General features: G+C 55.2%; 13 protein-coding genes. 7 read left to right on the top strand and 6 right to left on the bottom strand.

The window, feature by feature from the left end:
- The first annotated feature begins 175 nt into the window (after positions 1-175).
- Positions 176-622 carry an Rrf2 family transcriptional regulator gene (locus ENN66_07405; GenBank protein HDS16418.1) on the top strand — a complete coding sequence of 149 codons (447 nt, stop codon included), beginning with the start codon at positions 176-178 and terminating at the stop codon, positions 620-622.
- A gap of 33 nt (positions 623-655) precedes the next feature.
- On the opposite strand, the gene mutS is transcribed toward ENN66_07405, so the two are convergent.
- The 6 genes from mutS to purH all read right to left on the bottom strand — a co-directional run bounded on the left by mutS (position 656) and on the right by purH (position 8,580).
- The gene (mutS, locus tag ENN66_07400) at positions 656-3,319 is read right to left on the bottom strand and encodes a DNA mismatch repair protein MutS (GenBank protein HDS16417.1); all 2,664 of its coding nucleotides are present in this window, start codon (positions 3,317-3,319) and stop codon (positions 656-658) included.
- Positions 3,320-3,335: 16 nt separating this feature from the next.
- Entirely contained in the window at positions 3,336-4,352 is a 1,017-nt protein-coding gene (locus ENN66_07395; protein ID HDS16416.1) for a thiamine biosynthesis protein, read from the bottom strand.
- Positions 4,353-4,397: 45 nt separating this feature from the next.
- A complete protein-coding gene (locus ENN66_07390; GenBank protein HDS16415.1) occupies positions 4,398-5,036 on the bottom strand; it encodes a threonylcarbamoyl-AMP synthase in 639 nt (212 codons plus the stop codon).
- Positions 5,033-5,548 (bottom strand): 5-(carboxyamino)imidazole ribonucleotide mutase, encoded by a 516-nt coding sequence (purE, locus tag ENN66_07385; GenBank protein HDS16414.1) that lies wholly within the window; start codon positions 5,546-5,548, stop codon positions 5,033-5,035. Before purE ends, ENN66_07390 begins: the two co-directional genes overlap by 4 nt.
- 36 nt (positions 5,549-5,584) lie before the next feature.
- Complete coding sequence (gene purD / locus ENN66_07380) at positions 5,585-6,862, bottom strand: phosphoribosylamine--glycine ligase (protein ID HDS16413.1); 1,278 nt, start codon at positions 6,860-6,862, stop codon at positions 5,585-5,587.
- Between the two features lie 140 nt (positions 6,863-7,002).
- Positions 7,003-8,580, bottom strand: coding sequence for a bifunctional phosphoribosylaminoimidazolecarboxamide formyltransferase/IMP cyclohydrolase (gene purH / locus ENN66_07375; protein HDS16412.1), 1,578 nt, complete (start codon positions 8,578-8,580; stop codon positions 7,003-7,005).
- Between the two features lie 139 nt (positions 8,581-8,719).
- Between purH and amrS the strand changes: the two genes are divergently transcribed.
- The 6 genes from amrS to ENN66_07345 all read left to right on the top strand — a co-directional run.
- On the top strand, positions 8,720-9,733 hold the full coding sequence (gene amrS / locus ENN66_07370) for an AmmeMemoRadiSam system radical SAM enzyme (protein HDS16411.1): 1,014 nt from the start codon (positions 8,720-8,722) through the stop codon (positions 9,731-9,733).
- A 313-nt stretch (positions 9,734-10,046) separates the two neighbouring features.
- The gene (locus ENN66_07365; GenBank protein HDS16410.1) at positions 10,047-11,378 is read left to right on the top strand and encodes a sigma-54-dependent Fis family transcriptional regulator; all 1,332 of its coding nucleotides are present in this window, start codon (positions 10,047-10,049) and stop codon (positions 11,376-11,378) included.
- Between the two features lie 44 nt (positions 11,379-11,422).
- Entirely contained in the window at positions 11,423-14,401 is a 2,979-nt protein-coding gene (locus tag ENN66_07360; GenBank protein ID HDS16409.1) for a tetratricopeptide repeat protein, read from the top strand.
- Positions 14,371-15,792 (top strand): AAA family ATPase, encoded by a 1,422-nt coding sequence (locus ENN66_07355; protein HDS16408.1) that lies wholly within the window; start codon positions 14,371-14,373, stop codon positions 15,790-15,792. Before ENN66_07360 ends, ENN66_07355 begins: the two co-directional genes overlap by 31 nt.
- Positions 15,793-16,065: 273 nt before the next feature.
- Entirely contained in the window at positions 16,066-17,913 is a 1,848-nt protein-coding gene (locus ENN66_07350) for a hypothetical protein (protein HDS16407.1), read from the top strand.
- A 185-nt stretch (positions 17,914-18,098) separates the two neighbouring features.
- On the top strand, positions 18,099-20,314 hold a 2,216-nt coding region (locus ENN66_07345; protein ID HDS16406.1), incomplete at its 3' end, for a valine--tRNA ligase.

The raw sequence follows: 20,314 nt of genomic DNA, 5'->3' as shown, positions 1-20,314 counted from the left end.
GCTTTCGCGACCTGCGTCAGCAGGCCCTTCCCTTCGACCTGAAGGAGTCTTTGCCTCAGATCAGTTTCTTGTTTTTTCAAGCCGAAATGGATTGTAAGGTGCTGATCATGTCACGCTGATAAATAACTTGACAAAGCAAACCTAACATTATAAAGTTTATCAACTTTGGTAACTTATGCATTGGAATGGTTTTATGAAGTTAACGAGAGCATCGGATTACGCGGTTAGAGGAGTCGTTTATGTGGCCATGCAGCCGCCGGGCAGCATTGTGGTGATCCCAGAGGTGGCGCGCGAAATGGATGTGCCGGTTGGTTTCCTGGCCCGGATTTTTCAGAGCTTGAGTCGCTCCGGAATCGTTATTTCGCATCGCGGTAAAAAAGGCGGCTATTCGTTGGCCCGCAAACCCGATGAGGTGACCCTTTGCGATGTGGTGGAAGCCGTCGAAGGCGATATTCGCCTCAATATTTGTCTGGACGGGTATGAAGCCTGTAATCGCATGGCTGTCTGTCCGATTCGTAAGGAACTGGCCAAGGTGCAGGAAGTGCTGATTGAAAGTCTTGGTAAAACCAATTTCGCCGATCTCGCCGCCCGCGAACTGGAACATCGCCGGCAGAGAGAATGATTTTTTGCTGTTGTAAATACCTTTCTTCTTTATTCATTGATTCAGCATTTTTTGGAGTTTTTCCAGTAGCATCAGGGCTTTGAGCGGGGTTGTCCGGTTAAGGTCCTGTTTTTTTATCAGTTCCCTGATTTCATCTACCTCATAAATCTCTTTGCTTGGTTCGAGTAAAGGCAGATAGCCGCTTTGCCGGCCATTGGTGCGACTACTAAGAACCGTTTTTCCGGTCATTCTCAGATTGCCGCCTGCGGCGATTTCCGCACTTTCCAGGTTGCTCAGAATCTGCCTTGCCTTGTCGATGACCGGTCGTGGAATTCCGGCTAGTTCGGCGACTTCGATGCCGTAGCTATGATTGGTCGCGCCGCGAATGATGCGGTAGAGAAAGGAGATTTTCTGGTTGTGCTGTTGGACCGCGACATTGTAATTTATAATCCGTTCCCGAATCAGTTCAAGTTCGGTCAGTTCATGGTAATGGGTCGCGAACAGGGTCAGACTGCCGAGTTTTCCATGAATTTCCTCGGCAATCGCCCAGGCCAGACTTAAGCCGTCAAAGGTGCTGGTGCCCCGGCCGATTTCATCGAGAATGATCAGACTTTTAGCACTGGCCTGGTGGAGAATCCTGGCGGTTTCGGTCATCTCGACCATGAAGGTTGAAAGTCCGCGACTCAGGTTGTCGGAAGCACCGACCCGAGTGAAAACCCGGTCGAAGATACTGAGGCGCGCTTTTCGAGCGGGCAGAAAACTTCCCATCTGCGCCATCAGGGCAAAGAGTCCGTTCTGGCGCAGAAAGGTTGATTTCCCGGCCATGTTGGGTCCGGTAATGATCCAGATCTGTTCCTTGTCCGCCGACAATGAGGTATCATTGGGGACAAAGTGCTCATTGCAGGCTTCGATGACCGGATGGCGACCTTCTTCAATCTCCATGACGGCTGCCCCCGTCGTTATCTCCGGTCGGCAATAATGACCCAGGTCGGCGACTTCGGCCAGGCTGCACAGGATATCAAGCCGGGTCAGATGCCTCGAGGTTTCCCGCAGAGGGGCGAGTTCCTGGACCGCTTTGTGGCGCAGGGCCAGGAAAATTTCATATTCAAGCTGGTTGATTTTTTCTTCGGCGTTTAATATCTTTTCTTCGTATTCTTTTAACTCAACCGTGATGAAACGATCAGCGTTGGCCAGGGTCTGGCGTCGCTGATAATAGTCTGGAATCTGGTCCAGATTGCGTCGGGTTACCTCGATGTAGTAGCCAAAGACCCGGTTGTAACGCACCTTCAGAGCGTTAATGCCGCTTTTTTCCTTTTCCTGCTGCTCGTAGGCCAGCAGCCACTGTTTACCGGTCTTGCTGATGGAGCGGAGCTCGTCAAGCCGGGGGTCGAGACCGCCGCGGATCAGGCCGCCCTCGGCCAGCGAGAGAGGTTGCTCCGGGAACAGGGTGCGGCCGATTTCCTCGCTGAGCTCAGCCAGAGGATGCAGGCCTTGGCTGAGTTGATTAAGCAGGCTGGGTTGCAGCGGCAGACTGTCGAGCTGTGCTTTGATTTCCGGAACCAGGTCCAGGGAATTTTTCAGGCTGAGCAGGTCACGACCGTTGGCCTTGCCCGCGGCCAGGCGTCCGGACAGACGGTCGAGATCATAAATCCGTTTGAGTTTTTCACGCAGTCTGAGGCGGCATTTTTTTTCCTTAAGCAGGATTTCCACTGCGTCCAGGCGTCGCTCGATCAGTTCTTGGTCAAGCAAGGGAAAGAGGAGCCATTCTTTGAGCTGGCGGCTTCCCATGCTGGTTTGGCAACGGTCAAGGATTCCCAACAGACTGCCTTCCCGCCGTTGTTCCTGCATGGTTTGTAAAAGTTCCAGGTTACAGATGAGACTGCTGTCAACCTGCATGAAATGGCTGGTCTGGTAGACGGTTAATCCCTGAATATGTTGAAGATTGACGCCCGGCTGGGTGGCCTGGGCATAGATCAGGGCGGCTCCGGCGGCACCAATTCCCGGTCGCAGATGGTGGGCGCCGAAACCTTCCAGGTTCAGGGTGCCGAAATGCCGGCAGAGAACGTCATAGCCTTTTTCGGGGGAGAAACCGAGGTTGTCGGGCTGGTTGCTCAGCAGGATTTGCGGGAAATTTTTTTCAAGCTCTTCTCGCAGCTGCTGTTCCTGAGCCGAAGAGCCGGAGGCCAGAATGATTTCTGAGGGCTCACATCGGCTGAGTTCATCATGCAGGGATTCCTGGTCGGGCAGTTCCGTAACCCTGAACTTGCCGGTGCTGATATCGAGCAGGGCCAGACCGAAGCGGGCTTTGGCATTACGCTCGTCAAGACTGATCGCCGCCAGGAAATTATCCCGGTCGGAGGTCAGACAGTGCTGTTCCAGGTTCACCCCCGGAGTGATGATTCTGGTTACTTCACGACGAACCAGTCCCTTGGCGGTTCTGGGATCTTCAACCTGGTCGCAGATCACCACCTTGCGACCGGCCCGGACCAGGGTTGCTATGTAGCCGTCGGCTGCATGATGCGGAAAACCGCACATCGGGACCGAATTTTCATCCTTTTTGTTGCGGCTGGTCAGGGTGATTTTCAGGATGCGGGCCGCTTCCGTGGCATCGGCGAAAAAAATTTCATAGAAATCACCCATGCGAAACAACAGAATCTTGTCCGGGTGTTTATCCTTGACACTCAGATACTGGCGCAGCATCGGAGTCGTTTTTTTTATTTCGGGCATGACTTTATCATTCATCTGGGTTTTCTTCAATCGTGGCAGGGGTTTTTTGCCGGCATGCAATCGTCAAACTGCCGCGGTGCTTGCCCCGGCGCCAGTTGATGGTGACTTGGGGCAAGGTCGAAGCCCGGCTGTGGCGGCAGATTTTTTCGGCGGCGGTTTCAAGGTTTTCGGGGCCACCCCTGAGCACCGCGACGGGGCCGGCTATCTCGGCCAGGTGGAGAATGAAATGGTCGGCGTCAGCGGTTTCCAGCAGCCGCTGATTATCCTGTTGGTGGCGGCCGACGATGATGAAATCGCTTGGTGTCGCCAAAGGGTAAAAACGTCCGTATTTGAGCAGGTTGATGTCAGCGGCGGGGATATCCTGATGATAAATGGTTTTGAGGCGGGCGGTAAAACCAGGATCGGTAAGTAGGCAGCCTCCAGCCGGGTTATGGTAGTTGCTGATTCCAAGTTTCTGAGCCAGGGCGATTTGTGGTTTGCGGCTTCGGCCGCTGCAGGCAAAAAGCAGCTCCCGGTCAACGATGCCCAGTTCTTCGGCCTGGCTGGGCGGCAATAGCTTGGCGCTTAAAGGGCGCAGCAGCAGGCCTTCGGTTCGACTCAGTTTCTCGAGGCGGTGCATGGTGCCTCGGCGTTGGGAGAAAGGTCGTTGGCCGACTACTTCTCCGGTGATGATTGCCGCGGCCCGCCACTTTCGCGCTATGTCGCGCGCTTTTTCCAGCATCATGAGCTTGCAGTCAAGGCAGGGGTTGAAGTTTTTTCCATAGCCGAACTGCGGTTGTCCCAGCATTTCAAGATAGTCGTCGGTCAGATCAATGATTGATAGCTCAATCCCGTATTCGAGTTTCATTCGTTCACAGAACTGGAGTTCGTGATGCTTGATGTCGTATCCGAAAAATGGACTTATAAATTTGAGGGCGTGAACCTTAAGACCTTGCTGCTGGATGATTCGGACGGCCAGAATGCTGTCGAGTCCTTGAGAAAAAAGAGCGATAATATCAGGCTTGACGGAAAGCTGAGGTATCATAAGGTGCTTTAGTCAGACGCCGAGAGATTGTAAGAAAGTTAGGCTTTAGACGATGGTGGAAGAGCCGGTCTCGCTGATTTCGAGACTTCCCCGGCGTACGAGGAGGGGCGGGTCAACCCTGGCGTCAATGATGGTCGAAGGTTGCGGCGGTGGTTCCGGATTGTCAGCGATGAGCAACAGGTCGGCTTGCGCCAGTAACTCGGGATCAAGCTTTGCGGTAGTCGCGGTCGGCGGGTGGTTGCTGAGATTGGCGCTGGTTGAAATCAGGGGTCCGGAAAAGAATTTCGCCAGTTCGTTGAGTAGCGGATGCGAAGACCAGCGCACCGCAATCCCGCCGTTTTGATCGCGGATACTGTCCGGCAGGCCGGGGCGTCCGGGGAGAATCATGGTCAGGGGACCAGGCCAGTATTTACGAGCCAGCCGGCGAGCCGGCTCCGGCCACAGCCCGATCAGGGAGCGGGTCGCCGCCAGGCTGCCGCAAAGGGTCGGAAAGGTTTTTCCCGCCGGGCGATGTTTGATCAGGGAAAGCCTGTGCCCGAGTGCCGCATTCAAGGCATGGCCGCCGATTGCATAAAAGGTTTCCGTTGGATAAATCAGGATTCCCCCTTGCCGGCAGATTCTGGCGGTCAGGTCAAAATTACGTCCCCATTCCTCTTCGGGAAAAGGGTAGTTGAGAGTTATCATTCCCGTTGATGGAGTTGTTCCTGCAGGTGTTGGTCCTTGTTTTCCACCCCTTGAATCATCTGCCGACGGTAATCCGCCAGCCGGACGGTGATTTCCGGTCGCGCGACGGCCAGGATCTGCAGGGCGAAAAGGGCGGCGTTGGCGGCTCCGGCCTTACCGATGGCCATGCAAGCAACCGGAATTCCGGCCGGCATCTGGACGGTGGCCAGAAGTGCGTCCAGACCCTGCAGGGAGGTGGCGTTGAGAGGTACCGCGATCACCGGGAGCAGGCTGTGACCGGCCACGACTCCGGCCAGATGGGCGGCGGCCCCGGCTCCGGCGATGATAACCCTGCATTGGTTGCTTTCAGCCTGTCGAATAATGCTCAGGGTTTTTTCCGGGGTGCGGTGGGCCGACGTAACTCTGGCGGTATAGCGAACGCCAAAACGATCCAAGAGAACGGCGGCTTCGCGCATGACTTCCCAGTCCGAGTCACTGCCCATGATGATCAGAATGTCGAAAAGATCAGACATCGTAAAAGGTCTCCCCCGGCGGATTTTTCTTCAGGTTTAAATACGTTTAAGGGCTTTGCGGCCGATATCCGTGCGATAATGGATCTGATCCCAGCTGATTTTTGAAACCGCGTGGTAAGCTTTTTCAATGGCTTTGGGAATATTGTCGCCGATCGCGGTAACCCCGAGCACGCGACCGCCGTTGCTGACGATCTTGTCTTCCGCATTCCGGGTGGTGCCGGCGTGAAAGACCATCACATCCTTGAGCCGGCTGGCCAGATTCAGGCCCGAAATGACCTTGCCCTTCTCGTAGGCTCCGGGGTAACCGCCGGAAGCCAAGGCCACGCAGACGGTCGGTCGGTCATCCCATTCGACAATGGTTTTGGCGAGATGACCGGAAATGCAGGCTTCGATAATGGGTAGGAGATCGCTTTTCAGGCGCATCAGGATCGGCTGGGTTTCCGGGTCGCCGAAGCGGGCATTGAATTCAAGCACTTTGGGAATGCCGTCCTTGATCATCAGGCCGGCATAGAGAACCCCCCGGTATTTACGACCTTCGGCCGCCATGGCCTTGACGGTCGGAATCATGATGTCGTTCATGATCCGGCGGAAGAGCCCCTCGGAGATCACCGGGGCCGGGGAGTAGGCCCCCATGCCGCCCGTGTTTGGTCCCTGGTCGTTATCGAAAACCGGTTTATGATCCTGAGAGGTGACCATCGGGACGACAATGTCGCCATCGGTGAAGACCAGAAACGAGGCCTCCTCGCCTTCCAGAAATTCTTCAATGATGATTTCCTTGCCGGCATCCCCGTGGGCCCGCCGCCGCATAATTTTATTGATGGCGTCTTCCGCTTCCTCAACCGTGTGGGCGACCACCACGCCCTTGCCCGCGGCCAGGCCGTTGGCCTTGATGACAATCGGAGCACCTTTTTTGTAGACATATTCGACGGCATCATCAAGATTGTCAAAAGAGGCGAAGTCACCCGTTGGAATCTCATATTTTCTGAGCAATTTCTTGCAGAAGGTTTTATTGCCTTCAATCTCGGCGGCGGCCCGGTTGGGGCCGAAAATTTTCAGCTCGGCGGTTTCAAAGGCGTCGACAATGCCGGCGACCAGAGGATTTTCAGGGCCGACGATGGTCAGGCCGATCTCTTCATTGCGGGCAAACTCGACCAGTCTTTCAATGTCATCGGAATCAATCGGGACACAGGTCGCGAGCGCCGCAATCCCGGCATTGCCGGGGGCGCAGAAAATCTGTTCGATTTTGTTGCTTTGGGAAAGTTTCCAGATCAGGGCATGTTCCCGCCCGCCACCGCCAACCACTAAAATTTTCATCTTTTTTTCCTGTCCGGGGGTTTAATCAGCTCTGTCTCGGTAAAAAACAGTATCATTTAGCAATTTAGTCTGTTGGTTGCCGGTTTTAAATTTTTTGCCGAAAACCTTAGTCCATGAAGGTTTGACAGACAGAGCCGGTATTAATGTTTAAAATGGCGATTGCCGGTAAAGATCATGGCCATACCATGTTCGTTGGCGGCGGCGATGACTTCGTTGTCGCGGTTTGAGCCGCCGGGCTGAATGATGGCCTTTACTCCAGCCTGGGCCGCGGTGTCAATCCCGTCGCGGAAAGGAAAAAAGGCATCCGACGCCAGAACCGAACCAATCGTAGGCGACAGAGCTTTCATGATCGCCAGCTTGACCGAATCCACCCGGCTCATCTGGCCGGCACCGACTCCGACCAGAACCTTGTCGACGGCCAGGACGATGGCGTTGGATTTAACATGTTTACAGACTTTCCAGGCAAACTTCAAACTTTCCAGTTCTTCGGCCGTGGCTTCGCGATTACTGACCGTCAGCCAGTTGTCGGAAGGTGTTTCTTTCAGATCCCGCTCCTGAAGCAGAAACCCGCCGATGACCTTTTTGATATCCAGACCGCCGGTTCGCGGCGCGGTCAGCAGCGGAGCCTCGAGCAGTCGCAGGGCTTCCTTGGCGGCGAGCAACTTACGCGCCGCCTGACTGAAACCCGGAGCGATGACGGTTTCGAGAAAGGTTTCGCATAACACCGCGGCGCTTTCCTCATCAACCTCGCGGTTGAGAGCGACGATGCCGCCAAAGGCGGAAACCGGATCGCAGGCCCGGGCCCGGCGCAGGATTTCGGCCAGGGGTTCATCGTCGGCGGAAGCCGCGCCGCAGGGGTTGTTGTGCTTGATGAAAACTGCGGTCGATGTGGTAAATTCCTTGACCAGTTCGAAGGCGGCATTGCTGTCTAGAAGGTTGTTAAAGGAAAGCTCTTTGCCCTGCAGCTGGCGGGCATTGCTGACGCAGGATTCGTCTATGTGCGGATCCTTGTAAAAAGCGGCCCGTTGGTTGGGGTTCTCGCCGTAGCGCAGATCCTGAGCCTTTTTCCCCTGCCAGGTAAAGCTTTCCGGCAGAAAACTGAGTTCCAGTGGGTGGGCGTCAGGGCGGGGGAAACAGCCTAGGTAATTGGCGATGCTGCCATCATAAAGCGCGGTCGTCTGAAACACCTTTTTTGCCAGGGTAAAATTGGTCTGAGAACTCACGGCTGCATTGTTAGCTTGCATTTCGGTAATGATCTGGGCATAATCGTCGGGATCGACGATGACGGTTACCGCCGTATAATTCTTGGCCGCCGAACGTAGCATCGTGGGCCCGCCGATATCAATATTCTCAATGGCGTCGGCAAATTTGCAATCAGGTTTGGCGACGGTCGCGGCAAACGGGTAGAGGTTGACGACCACCATGTCAATGGGTGCGATATTGTGTTCCGCCATTTTCGCGAGATGTTCGGGCAGGTCGCGACGTCCCAGAAGGCCACCATGAATTTTGGGGTGCAGGGTCTTAACCCGGCCATCAAGCATTTCCGGAAAACCAGTGTAATCCGAAACCTCGACAACTTCAAGTCCGTTGTCACGCAGGATCCTGGCGGTTCCTCCGGTGGAAAGGATGCGGACCCCGAGAGCGATCAGCTGTTGTGAGAATTCGACGATGCCTTGTTTGTCGGAGACACTTATCAGAGCCTGTTTGATGGTAGCCATGGATAAAAATTCCTTAAAGGGGCCTGAGTTGGAGGCGAAAAAAATCAAAAAGAACGACTGAAAAAAATACCGAACCGGGGCTGAAAAAGCAATAATTTTTTTTGCAGCTGACTTTTGCAGCTGGCTATGGAGGTGACTTATGCGTCAGGCTGAACTTTTCACAAAGTTGTCAGACCATCGGGTTCGTTGCGAACTCTGCGCACATCGTTGCATGTTGCAACCTGGGCAGAGCGGCATCTGCGGCGTGCGCTATAACGAAGGCGGCGTGCTTTACACCAGGGTCGCCGATTTGGTGGTTGCCTCCCATGTTGATCCGATCGAAAAAAAACCATTCTATCATATTTATCCCGGTTCTAAAAGTTATTCCGTCGCCGCCCCGGGCTGCAACTTCAGATGTCGACATTGTCAGAATTATGAGATTTCGCAGGTGTCGCAACTGAAAGGAGGCAGGCTCCCCGGTCGGCATCGGGCGGCGGCGGAACTGGTGCGGGAGGCGGTGGCCACGGGTTGTCGGTCGCTGGCCTATACCTATACCGAGCCGACGGTTTTTTTTGAAATGATGCTGGACGTGGCTCCTCTGGCGGCGGAAAAGGGTCTGCTTAATCTGATGGTCAGTAATGGTTACCTGAGCTCGGCGGCCAGACAGCGGCTCTATCCGCTGATTCAGGGCGCCAATATCGATCTCAAAGCCTGGTCGGATGGTTTCTATCGACGTATTTGTGGGGTTGCAAGCAAGCGTCCGGTGTTGGAGACGATCAGTGATTTTGTCGGCCACGGAATCTGGGTCGAGGTGACTACGCTGTTGATCCCTGGGTACAATGATCGAGAATCTGAGTTGCAGGAAATGTCCCGTTTCCTGGTCTCCCTGTCGCCTTCAATTCCCTGGCATGTCACCGGCTTTTTCCCCACCTATCGCTTGACCGGGGTGTCGGCTACCCCTCCGGAAACCATCTCCAGGGCCAGGGAAATCGGGCTGGCCTCGGGCCTGCGTTATGTTTTCGCCGGCAATCTTCCCGGTATCGGAGGAGAAGATACGGTCTGCCATCATTGTGGTGAGGTGTTGGTTGAACGCTATGGTTTCGCGGTGCTTCGTAATCAGATTTCCGGGGCCGCCTGTCCGGCCTGCGGGACGCCCGTCGCCGGTATCTTTTAGGCTCGCGCCGTTTATTTTCGCTTTGAAAGAACATATGGATGAACTGATGCGAGTACTTGTTTGCGGCCCGCAGGGATCGTTTGGGATGCGGGGCTTATCCCCGCATCAGGTTGTCATCGGCTTGTTTTTTTCCCTTTTCTGGGTTATTGATAAAGTCTATTATCTTTCGTAGAATTCTCAAGCGAGTTACAAACCCTTCTTCGCGGGGGGCCTGGTAAACTGAATTTTTATGACATTATCCTGTTTGCTCCTGACGGAGAGTAAAAAACTGTCTTCTGAACTGGCCCGGGTTCTGCCGGCCGGGGTTGACCTGATGGTCCTTCCGCATCCTGAAACCTTGCCGGCCGACAGTTGTCCGGCAATTATTCTGGTGGACTGTCGGGAAGAGGTCGGTTTCTCCTGGCAAGTTTTGCTCCCGTTTCTGAAGGAAAACTGGAACGGAAGCTGTCCGGTGATTGCGATCTGTCCTCGTGAAGCCCTGGGTATCGTTCGCCGGGCCCTGCAGAAAGGGGCTGATAACTATCTGTTTACGCCCTTGGACAAGTCTGAGACAAACCGGGTTATTGAACAGTGTCTGAGCGGGGCCCGGGCGACGGCTGCGTTTGATCGGGGGCTGCCCTCCGATGAAATTTTATTTACCGAAGGTTTCTGTCATCTGATTGGTGCTTCCGAGGCCATGAAGGAGGTTTACCGGCAACTGCTGAAGGTTTCCGCCGCCGAGAGCAATGTTTTGCTTCGGGGGGAAAGCGGTACCGGCAAGGAACTGGCCGCCCGAGCCCTGCATGATCTTGGTCGACGTTCGGGAAAGCCATTTGTTCCGGTTAATTGTGGGGCCATTCCCCGGGATCTTCTGGAATCGGAACTTTTCGGTTATGTCAAAGGCGCTTTTACCGGCGCCGTGGGGGACCGCATCGGACGGGTTGAAATGGCCGACGGAGGTACGGTTTTTCTTGATGAAATCGGAGATATGGAGCCTCTGCTTCAGGTCAAAATCCTGCGTTTATTGCAGGAACGGACGATTGAGCCGCTGGGCTGGCGCAAGGAGCCCAAAAAGGTTGATGTGCGGATTGTTTCCGCGACCAATCGTGACCTGGAAAAGGATATCGCCGATAAAAGGTTTCGCGAGGATCTTTTTTATCGACTCAATGTGGTTTCCATCACCCTGCCCCCCCTGCGGGAAAGAAGCGGTGATCTCGAAGGGTTGGCCGAGTTTTTTCTGCGCTCTTTCAATGCCGATTTTGATCCTCATGAACGGGTGGCGGGGATTACCCCGGAAGCCATGTGGCTGTTGAAGAGTTATAATTGGCCGGGCAATGTTCGGGAACTCGAAAATGTTATCGAACGGGCGGCGGTTATGAAACCCGGCTCCTGGATCATGCCCCTGGATCTGCCGGAAAAAATTTTTCGAGTGGAGGAGGAAGTCGTCGAAGCCGAAACCGGGCCGGTTCCGGCAGCTATGGTCACTTTGCCGGCCGGTGGTCTCTCTTTGAAATCTGAAGTGTCCCGTTTGGAAAAGGAATTGATCGCCGAGGCTTTAAAGCGCAGTCATGGAGTCAAGGAACAGGCCGCGCGGCTGTTGCAGATAAACCGTACGACCCTGATTGAAAAGATTCGTCGCAATCAGCTTGAGGAGGAATTAAGTTGAGGCGGGGATGGAGATTCGGCTCAGTCCGGTGCAAGGTGGGGCGAATGGTTGGTTGTTGGCTGGCCGCCTGTCTTTGTCTGGTTTTCATGGGCCAGCCAAAAAATGCGGCGGCGATTGAGCGAAATCGAAAAAACCTGCTTAAAGTACAGCTTAAAAGCGAGAAGGAGCATGGTAAAATCCGGGTTGTCATGCGTCTTAACCAGGGAGGTTATTATGAAATCGCCGAAGACCGTGAAAAACAAAGGTTACTGATCAAGCTGTATGAATTTCATAATTTTGGGGCCGAGCCTCTTAACGTAGTTGAAGATCCTTTGCTTCTGGGGGTGGATATTACGGACCGGAACCACTATCTCGAAGTTGCATTACGCCTGAAAACCAATAGCTATGCCTATAACGCTTCCCTGTTTGAAACTCCGGCCATGTGCGTGATTGATCTTCGGGTTCTGGAACCGGGGACGGAATTGTCTGTCGCGGCCGCGCCGTTGTCGGGCCAAGCTGAAACGCTTGCAGCTGGCGATACGGTTTCCGGGGAAAAAGCCGCGGCTTCGCCGCCGGGAAAAGTGGCTGCGGCAGCGAGTTCGCCGCTGACCGCCTTGAAAACCGAGGGGGCCGAGTCGTTGTGGCCTGGAGAAAAAGAGGTTGTTAGTCGGATTGCCGCGCTGGAAAATCCTGTCGCGGACCTGCCGATGGACTCGGGAAAGGTTTTGCTGCCTGAGACCGAAGCCGCTCCGGTAGGCAAGGATGGCGGGCCGCTTCTGGAAATGCTGCCGTTAGCGGGATCGAAAATCAAAACTGAACCCATGATTTCCACTGAGGTGCCGCCGCCTCTAACGCAACCGGCTTCAGGAACAATTGCGGACCCGTCGGCGCCGTTGTCGAGGCCGGCTCTGGTGGTTCCGACAGCGCCTTTTGTACAGGAAGCAGAGCCCGGCAAGCGGGCCCTTGCCGAGGCCGAAGCGCCCGGTGTCGGCGAAGCTGAGTCCCGGGACGAGGCTTTGCTTTCCGGAGGAGACGAGAAACCGATCTTCGGCGCGGACGCGACCGGGCTTGTGGCGCCGGAGAACCTGATGTTGCCGGGCCAGGATCTTTTTGCTCAGGGGTTGAAAGCCTATGCTGAAGAAGACTACGCGGCGGCGGTTGATTTCTTTTCTAAAATAGATGAGCTTTTTCCTGATTCTCCTCTGCTGCCGGAGGCGCGTTTTCGTGCTTATGATGCTCGAGCCCAGATGGTGCTGAAAGAGGATGACGGTCGGGAAAAACTGATTGCGGTGATTGATGATTTCCTTGCCGCGGCCCGCGCCCATGCCGATCATCAGGAAGCCCCCTGGGCCTTTCTGCAGGTCGCGAGGCTTTACGAGAAGATGGAGTTCTATGATGAAGGGGCCGGTCTTTATCGAGCGCTCCTGCTGCGCTATCCGGGCAGTCCTTTTGCCGAAGCGGCGAATTTTGCCCTGGCCAGGCTTAATTTTTTTCTCAAGCGTTACGACGACGCCCTGAATGATTTCTCCACGCTGCTGGAAAGGCAGCCTGAGGGGGGCTTTGCGGTTTACTCTCATTACTATAGGGCCAATACCCTGGTTTATCTGGGCCGGCCCCGTCAGGCGCTGGAGGACTATCGGGTCGGGATTGAGAAAAACCCGGTTTTTTTGCAAAACGACGCGCTGTCCCTCTATCTGCTGGGTACCGCCTACCATGGTCTGGGACGCTTCCCTGAAGCGAAAGAATATTTTTTCAGAATGCGCAGTCTTTTTCCGGGGGATATTCATACGCCGCTGGCCCTGGCCAAGATCGGCGAAATCCTGTTGCTCGAGGGAAAACCGGCGGAAGCCATGTCGATGTTCATGACGACGGTCAAGGAGTACCCTGAAAGTGAGGGCGATATTGTTTCCCGCCTGAAGATGGCGATTCTGGGCCAGGATGAGCCGGTGCGGGAGCGGCTGCTGCGTGATCATGCAGAATACACTTCCTTTATGGATTGTGAGAAGGCCTATCTTTATCTGCTGGAAAAGCATCCTGAGAGCCCTTACACAGCTATCGCCAGGCTGGATCTCGGTCAGCTGTATCTTGGTCGTCAGGAGTACCGGAAAGCCCGTCTGGTTTTGGATGAAATGCTTTCCCGGCAACTTGAGCCGGGTTTGCGCGAAGCGGCCTTCACGACCCTGCGGGAGACTCTCTTCGCGGAAATCAGGGCGCTGCACGAGGACCGGAAAAATTCTGAAATTGTGGCTTTGCAGATTCGTTACGGGGAAGATTTTCTTTCGCGTCCGACCTCGGTCTATCCCCTTCTCTGGGTGGGCGAGGCGTTGCACGAAGAGGGTTGTGAGGCGGCGGCGCTCAAAGTTTATCAAGAGGTTGACAAGCTCAAACCCGACTACGAGCAGAGTCTTAAGATAAAGTGGGGGCTTGCCGATCTTCTCTGCCGGCAGAAAAGTTTCGGCGCGGCTGAGACTCTCATGGGCGGGTTGGAGATTGATCGGATGCCGCCTTTTTGGCGGGCCCGAATGTTGCTGCTGCGCTCCCGGTTGCAGAGTGAGAAAGGGCAGTTACCTGAGGCCCTGGCGACGCTGGGCGAGGTGCGGAGGTTGCTGCCGCAGAGTGCGGTGAAGGAGAGGGTCGCGGCGGCGGAACTGGAAGCCGAGCTCTGGCTGCGCCGTGAAGAAAAAACGGCCTCCCGGGAAAGTCTGAGCCAGGCCGTGAAGACCGCTTTTCTCTTTCCCGGGGAGATTCCTGCAGCTCGGCGCTTGCTTCTGGGATATCGTCTGGCGCGGGTTTTGTTTGAAGAGCGCGATTATGAGGGGGCCGTTTCCTGGTTTGCCAAACTGGCGTTGCTGGCTGCACCGGAAGAAGCGGCGGAGCTGCTTTACTGGCAGTTGCTCTGTCAGGTGGCTCTGGGGCGGGAGCCGGAGGTCGATACCCTGCTGCGGCGTCTTCAGCAGGGTTTTCAAGCAAGTTCCTGGACCGCGGCGGCACGGGTAGCGGTGGATGATTTCAGATGGCGTCAGGAGAATTCGTCATTAAAGTAGTGCTCTGGGATGGTGATGTAAATTTCACGGCGGCTTTGGGCCGGGCTTTGTCCCGGAGCGGAGTGCGGTTGACGGTTTCGGAGGTGCCGGAAGATGTTGACGGTTATTTTGCCGAAGCAGGTCTGCCGTTACTTCTGGCGGGAGAACTGGATTGTCCGTTCCAGAACGGAAATTTATTACTCTATCTGCGGCGTAATTATCCCGATTTGCCGGTGCTGGCGATTGTCGGCCGTCCCTCGATTGACGGCGCGGTCAGCTCCATTCGGGCCGGGGCGCTTGATTATCTTCTGAAAAACAGTTTCACGATTGACGAACTGGCTGACAGGATTGCCGAAATCGTCGCCGCTCGAATTCGAATCAGTGACCGACAGGGCAGTGGGGAACTGCTTTCCCGTGATCCGGGTATGATCCGCATGCTGCGGCTCGCGCAAAAGGCGGCGGCCAGTCGGGCCACGGTTCTGATTCAGGGGGAAAGTGGCACCGGCAAGGAGCTGCTGGCGCGTTTTATTCATCGCCAAAGTTCTCGGGCCCAGAAGACGATGGTGGCGATCAACTGCGCGGCCCTGCCCGAGAATCTTTTGGAAAGTGAACTTTTCGGTTTTGAGAAGGGTGCTTTCACCGGAGCCACCCAGCGGAGAATCGGGAAGTTTGAACAGGCGGACGGCAGCACCTTGTTGCTGGATGAGCTCGGGGAAATGGCTTTGCCCTTGCAGAGCAAGCTGTTGCGCGTGATTCAGGAAGGAGAGGTTGATCGTCTTGGCGGGCGGCAACCGGTGCCGGTGGATGTGCGAATTATCGCTACTACCAACCGGGATTTGCAGCAGGAGGTGGAGGCGGGTAACTTTCGCCAGGATCTCTTTTTTCGTCTCAATGTTATTCCCCTGACCATTCCTCCTTTACGGGAGCGACCACAGGATGTGGAGTTGTTGCTGGATAATTTCATTGCCTCCTACTCTCGCCTTAATCAGCGTGATTATCATGGGGTTTCAGAAGCGGCGCGACGTTTTCTTCTGTCCTATGACTATCCCGGAAATGTTCGGGAACTGGAGAATATGGTGGAGCGGGCCGTGGTTCTGGGTGATGGACCCCGGCTTGAACTGGCTGACTTTTTCATGGATTCCGAGCATCTGCCGGAGGTCGATCGGCTTCCGCCGCTGCCGGAAAAGCATTGTGCTTCCGAGAGTCCGGAACCGAAAATTGAATCCGAAAGCCTTGATTCTGGGTGCCCTTCAGTGGTCGGCACGACCCTGGCCGAGGTCGAACGCTACATGATCTTTAAAACCCTGCGTGAAGTTGATGACAATCGTACCCATGCTGCGGCCCGGCTGGGCATCAGTATTCGAACCCTGAGGAATAAACTCAAGGAATACCGTGATCAGGAGGTTGCCTGAAAACCCAGGAAAAACCAAGGTGAATGACGGATGGCCTGCGGGAGCGCTGAAAGTTTAGTTCCTTTTCGGTTTGAAAAAACCGGAAGCTGAATGGCAGCGCTGGGGTTGCGGGCTTGCTCCCGCAGTAGTTGGTAGTGCTGACCTACTTGGCTGCACTCCGCAGCGGTTGCAAAAAAAAGGTTCACGGAGTAAGTGGACTGGCGGTGATGGTGGCTGCGGGTGGCAGGGCCGGTTTTTACTTCGTTCGCGAGGGAAGGATTGTGGAAGACGCTGATGGCAAGCATTATTGTCCTGTGTAAACAGAAGCCTCTGGCCTCATTTCTCAAGGCGGAACTCTCTCTCTACGGGGTCGGGGCTATAGCACTGGCCGAGGTCGAAAAGCTTTCGGCACTGGTTTCAGAACCTGGGGTAAGAGCCGTAATCCTTGTGCCGGAGTCGGAAAATGATCCGCTCGAAAGCCACCCGTTACGGAAGTTCCTGCAGGAAGTGAATGACGATCTGGCGGTGGTCGGGATCTTGCCTCCGGATGCGGCGGAAGATGTTTTCCCTTGTCGGTTGCCGGATGACAATCTCCTGCGGCTTCCTTTCAGCGGGGCCGAGTTGCGTCTTTTTTTGCAGCGGATAACGGGAATCCGCTTCGCCGCCAAGGAAATTTATCAGGAAAAGGAAACGATGATGGCTAAGTCTGGAGATGCTTCGGTGAAGATTTTGGAACTGACGGAAATTGTTGATGAAGGCCTGCCTCTGGATGAGCTTCCCGACATGTCTGAAGCTGAAACACCGGTTTCTCCCGCCCCCCTGGCAGGCGGTGGGGAGGGGCGGGAGGAAGAGTCTGTCGGGGGCCAGGATGTGGCGGCTTCAGATCTGGATGAGGATTTCAGCGCGATGGAGCTGTTCGATTCCTTGGCGGAAGATGATCTCATTGCCATTGCCGCCGAGAGGGATTTCGATGACAAGCGTCAGGTTAAGGCCGAGGCTTCGGGGAAATTACAGCCGGTGACGGAGGCTGATTTCGACACGCTGCTTCCAGCCGAGGAGTTCGCTGATCTTGAGCTGGAAGCAGAGCCGGAAGCGGAAGACCTGACCCTGCGGGAGTTGAAAAATGCTGGCCTCACCCTGGAGGTTGACGCTTCGAATGAAACATCCTCGGCTTCGGAAAACCGGGCTGAAGGGGATGGGCGGACGGTTGGCCTGTCTGTTGAAGATGAACTTATGGATCTGGATGATTTGCTGAAGGAACTCGAAACCGAACCCGCGCCGCGGACCCGGCAAATCAAGACAACAGCGGTTACGGGGAGCGCGACCACAAACGGCGTGGAAGCTGATTTCTCGGCAATCCCTTCTATGGCGCCAGGGTCCGAAGCTGCTGCCTGTGAGGCCGCGGGCGCTACGGCAAACGCCCCGCAAACAACGGTTGCGGAAGTTGCAGCTGAAACCCCTGATAAAGAAGCGGTGACTCGCGCAGCGTTCGATCCGGAAAAACTTGTCAGTGAAGAACGCGACGCGGAAACGGATTTCATGGTCAGCGCGGTGGCGGTCGAGGACGGTAGCTCTGAGGAAGAAAACCGTTCGGAACCTGATCTTCTGGATAACGGACTCATGCAAGCTGACGCGGCGTTTGATGTTGAGGTTCAGGACGAGGTTGCGGAAGCATCGGCGGTGGCGGTTGAGGACGAGGGCCTTGCGGAGCCGCTGACCTCTTTGTCGGCCGAGGAGCAAGTTGGGACAATGGCCGCATCCGGAGAACCCGCGGCCGCCGCTGAAAGCCCCGAGGATTATTTGTGGGGGGATGATCTTGCGGAGAATCGAAAGGTCGATATGTTTAAGCGCCGGCCGCTTTCTCCTGAACCGGAAGTCTGGCCGGAGCCGGTTAATGATGATTTCTCTCGGCAGATAGAAAGTCTGACCCGAGAGTGGAGCAAACAGCTTCTGAAAACCACCTATTCAAGCATGGACAAGATGATCAAGGCGATTGGTGATCTGGCCCCTACTATTGTCGATCAGGTGGCTCGAGAAGTGATTCCGCCGCTGGCGGAAAAGGTTATCAAGGCTGAAATCGCCCGGCTGGAGAAAAAGCTTGAGAATGAGGCAGATGAAGAAGAAAGCCCAGCCGGGCAGTAACTTATTTTTTTCCTTCAGGGCGAAAGCCCGCGAGGCTTAGACTTTCAGAAGCGTAGTCTTTCAACTGTCGTAACTATTCATCGCGGGCCTCGCGGACTGGACCACGAAAAAACGTATTCGTCTGATTAAACCCAGCGGAGCGGCGAATAGTTGTAACTTAAAAAGATCTGACAAGGAAACCAGGTATGCCCGAAAGTTCCGACCCCCAAGTCAAAACCCTTGAAAAGAATTACGATCCTCAGCAGATTGAGGGTAAATGGTACGCCTTCTGGGAAGAAAACGGCTGTTTCGAAGCCGATCCCGAGGCCTTTGGCCAGCCTTTCTCAATGGTCATCCCGCCGCCCAATGTTACCGGCTCCCTGCATATGGGCCATGCGTTGAACAACCTTCTGCAGGATATCCTGGCCCGCTATCACCGTCAGCAGGGGCGCAATGTGCTGTGGATGCCGGGCACCGATCATGCCGGCATCGCGACTCAGAACGTGGTGGAAAGACAGCTGGCCGCCGAAGGTCTGGACCGCCATGCCATCGGTCGGGAAAAATTTATTGAGCGGGTCTGGCAATGGCGCCGTGAATCCGGCGGTACGATTATCAATCAGCTCAAGCGGCTCGGTTCTTCCTGCGACTGGCGGCGGGAGCGTTTCACCATGGATGAAGGGCTTTCGCGGGCGGTGCGTGAGGTTTTTGTCTCATTGTATGAGGAGGGGCTGATCTATCAGGGAGACTATATTATCAACTGGTGCCCCCGCTGTCATACCGCGCTTTCCGATTTGGAGGTTGAATTCGAGGAGCATAATGAAGGGCGGCTCTGGGATCTTGAGTATCCATTAGCTGACGGCAGTGGTTCGATTATCGTTTCCACCACCCGGCCGGAAACCATGCTCGGGGATACGGCGGTCGCCGTCAACGGCGCGGATGAACGTTATCGGGAGATGATCGGCAAGGAAGTGGTGCTGCCTCTGCTGGGGCGGAGGATTCCGATTATCGCCGATGATTATGTCGATCGTGAGTTTGGTTCCGGAGCGGTCAAAATCACCCCGGCCCATGACGCCAATGATTTTGAGGTGGGTTTGCGTCACGGCCTGGAAATGATCAAGGTCATGGATGAAAAAGGGGTTATGAACGAGAATGCCGGGCCTTATGCCGGCTTGACCCGTGAGGCTTGTCGCCTGCGGGTGGTGGCCGATCTCGAAAAACAGGGCCGGCTGTCCGCAATCAAGGACTATCAGCATAATGTCGGCCATTGTTATCGGTGCCGGACGATTATCGAGCCCTATCTTTCCAATCAGTGGTTTGTCAAAATCAAACCGCTGGCCGAACGGGCGGTGGCCGCGGTCCAGGATGGGAAAACCCGGATAATTCCGAAAAACTGGGAGAAAACCTATTTCAACTGGATGGAAAATATCCGCGACTGGTGCATTTCCCGGCAGATCTGGTGGGGGCATCGGATTCCGGCCTGGTACTGTGATGCCTGCGGCAAGATGATCGTCGCCCGTCAGGATCCGACCTCCTGTCCCGACTGCGGCGGGCCTCTGCGTCAGGAAACCGATGTTCTGGATACTTGGTTTTCCTCGGGGCTCTGGCCTTTTTCGACCATGGGCTGGCCGGAGCAGACCGCGACTTTAAGAACCTATTATCCGACCGCGGTGCTGGTCACCGGGTTTGATATTCTTTTCTTCTGGGTCGCTCGTATGATGATGATGGGCCTCAAATTCATGGATGAAGTTCCTTTCCGGGACGTTTATATCCATGCCCTGGTGCGCGACGAACATGGCCAGAAGATGAGTAAATCACGCGGCAATGTGATTGATCCGTTGATTATCATCGATCAGTACGGCGCCGACGCCCTGCGTTTCACGTTGGCCGCCTTCGCCGCGCAAGGGCGTGATGTCAGCCTTTCCGAAGCCCGGATCAGCGGCTATCGCAACTTTGTCAACAAACTCTGGAACGCGGCCCGTTTTACCCTGATGAATCTCGAGGACTTTCAGCCGTCGGCCGATGATCGGCCCTCGGAAGGGATGAGCCTGGCCAACCGCTGGCTCAGTCATCGTCTGAATCAGACGATTGGCGAGGTTGGCGCGGCTTTTGACGAATATCGCTTTAACGATGCCGCGCAGGTTCTGTATCAGTTTATCTGGCATGAGTTCTGTGATTGGTATCTGGAACTGGTGAAGCCGGATCTGTTTCAAAGTCAGGATCAGAGGCGGCGGTGGTTGGCGCAAACCGTGCTCCATCGCAGTCTGGAGCAGATCGTCCGGCTGTTGCATCCGATCATGCCCTTTGTCTGCGAAGAGATCTGGCAGGCTCTGCCCCGGCTTGCGGGGGCACCGCTCAGTCTGATGCAAACGAGCTTTCCCCGGGTCGATTCGGGTCTGGCTGATTCAGCCGCCGCTCTGGAAAT

This window comes from Pseudomonadota bacterium (genome assembly GCA_011049115.1).
In the GTDB taxonomy this organism is placed as follows: Bacteria; Desulfobacterota; Anaeroferrophillalia; order Anaeroferrophillales; family Tharpellaceae; genus DSCM01.
Note: the sequence above shows the minus strand (reverse complement) of the source record. Positions and strands in the feature narration are given on the sequence as shown.

Coding starts and splice junctions, on each gene's coding strand:
- ENN66_07405 (HDS16418.1), top strand. CDS start 176: ATGCATTGGAATGGTTTTATGAAGTTAACGAGAGCATCGGATTACGCG.
- ENN66_07395 (HDS16416.1), bottom strand. CDS start 4,352: ATGATACCTCAGCTTTCCGTCAAGCCTGATATTATCGCTCTTTTTTCT.
- ENN66_07390 (HDS16415.1), bottom strand. CDS start 5,036: ATGATAACTCTCAACTACCCTTTTCCCGAAGAGGAATGGGGACGTAAT.
- purE (HDS16414.1), bottom strand. CDS start 5,548: ATGTCTGATCTTTTCGACATTCTGATCATCATGGGCAGTGACTCGGAC.
- purD (HDS16413.1), bottom strand. CDS start 6,862: ATGAAAATTTTAGTGGTTGGCGGTGGCGGGCGGGAACATGCCCTGATC.
- purH (HDS16412.1), bottom strand. CDS start 8,580: ATGGCTACCATCAAACAGGCTCTGATAAGTGTCTCCGACAAACAAGGC.
- amrS (HDS16411.1), top strand. CDS start 8,720: ATGCGTCAGGCTGAACTTTTCACAAAGTTGTCAGACCATCGGGTTCGT.
- ENN66_07365 (HDS16410.1), top strand. CDS start 10,047: ATGGTCCTTCCGCATCCTGAAACCTTGCCGGCCGACAGTTGTCCGGCA.
- ENN66_07360 (HDS16409.1), top strand. CDS start 11,423: ATGGTTGGTTGTTGGCTGGCCGCCTGTCTTTGTCTGGTTTTCATGGGC.
- ENN66_07355 (HDS16408.1), top strand. CDS start 14,371: ATGGCGTCAGGAGAATTCGTCATTAAAGTAGTGCTCTGGGATGGTGAT.
- ENN66_07350 (HDS16407.1), top strand. CDS start 16,066: ATGGCAAGCATTATTGTCCTGTGTAAACAGAAGCCTCTGGCCTCATTT.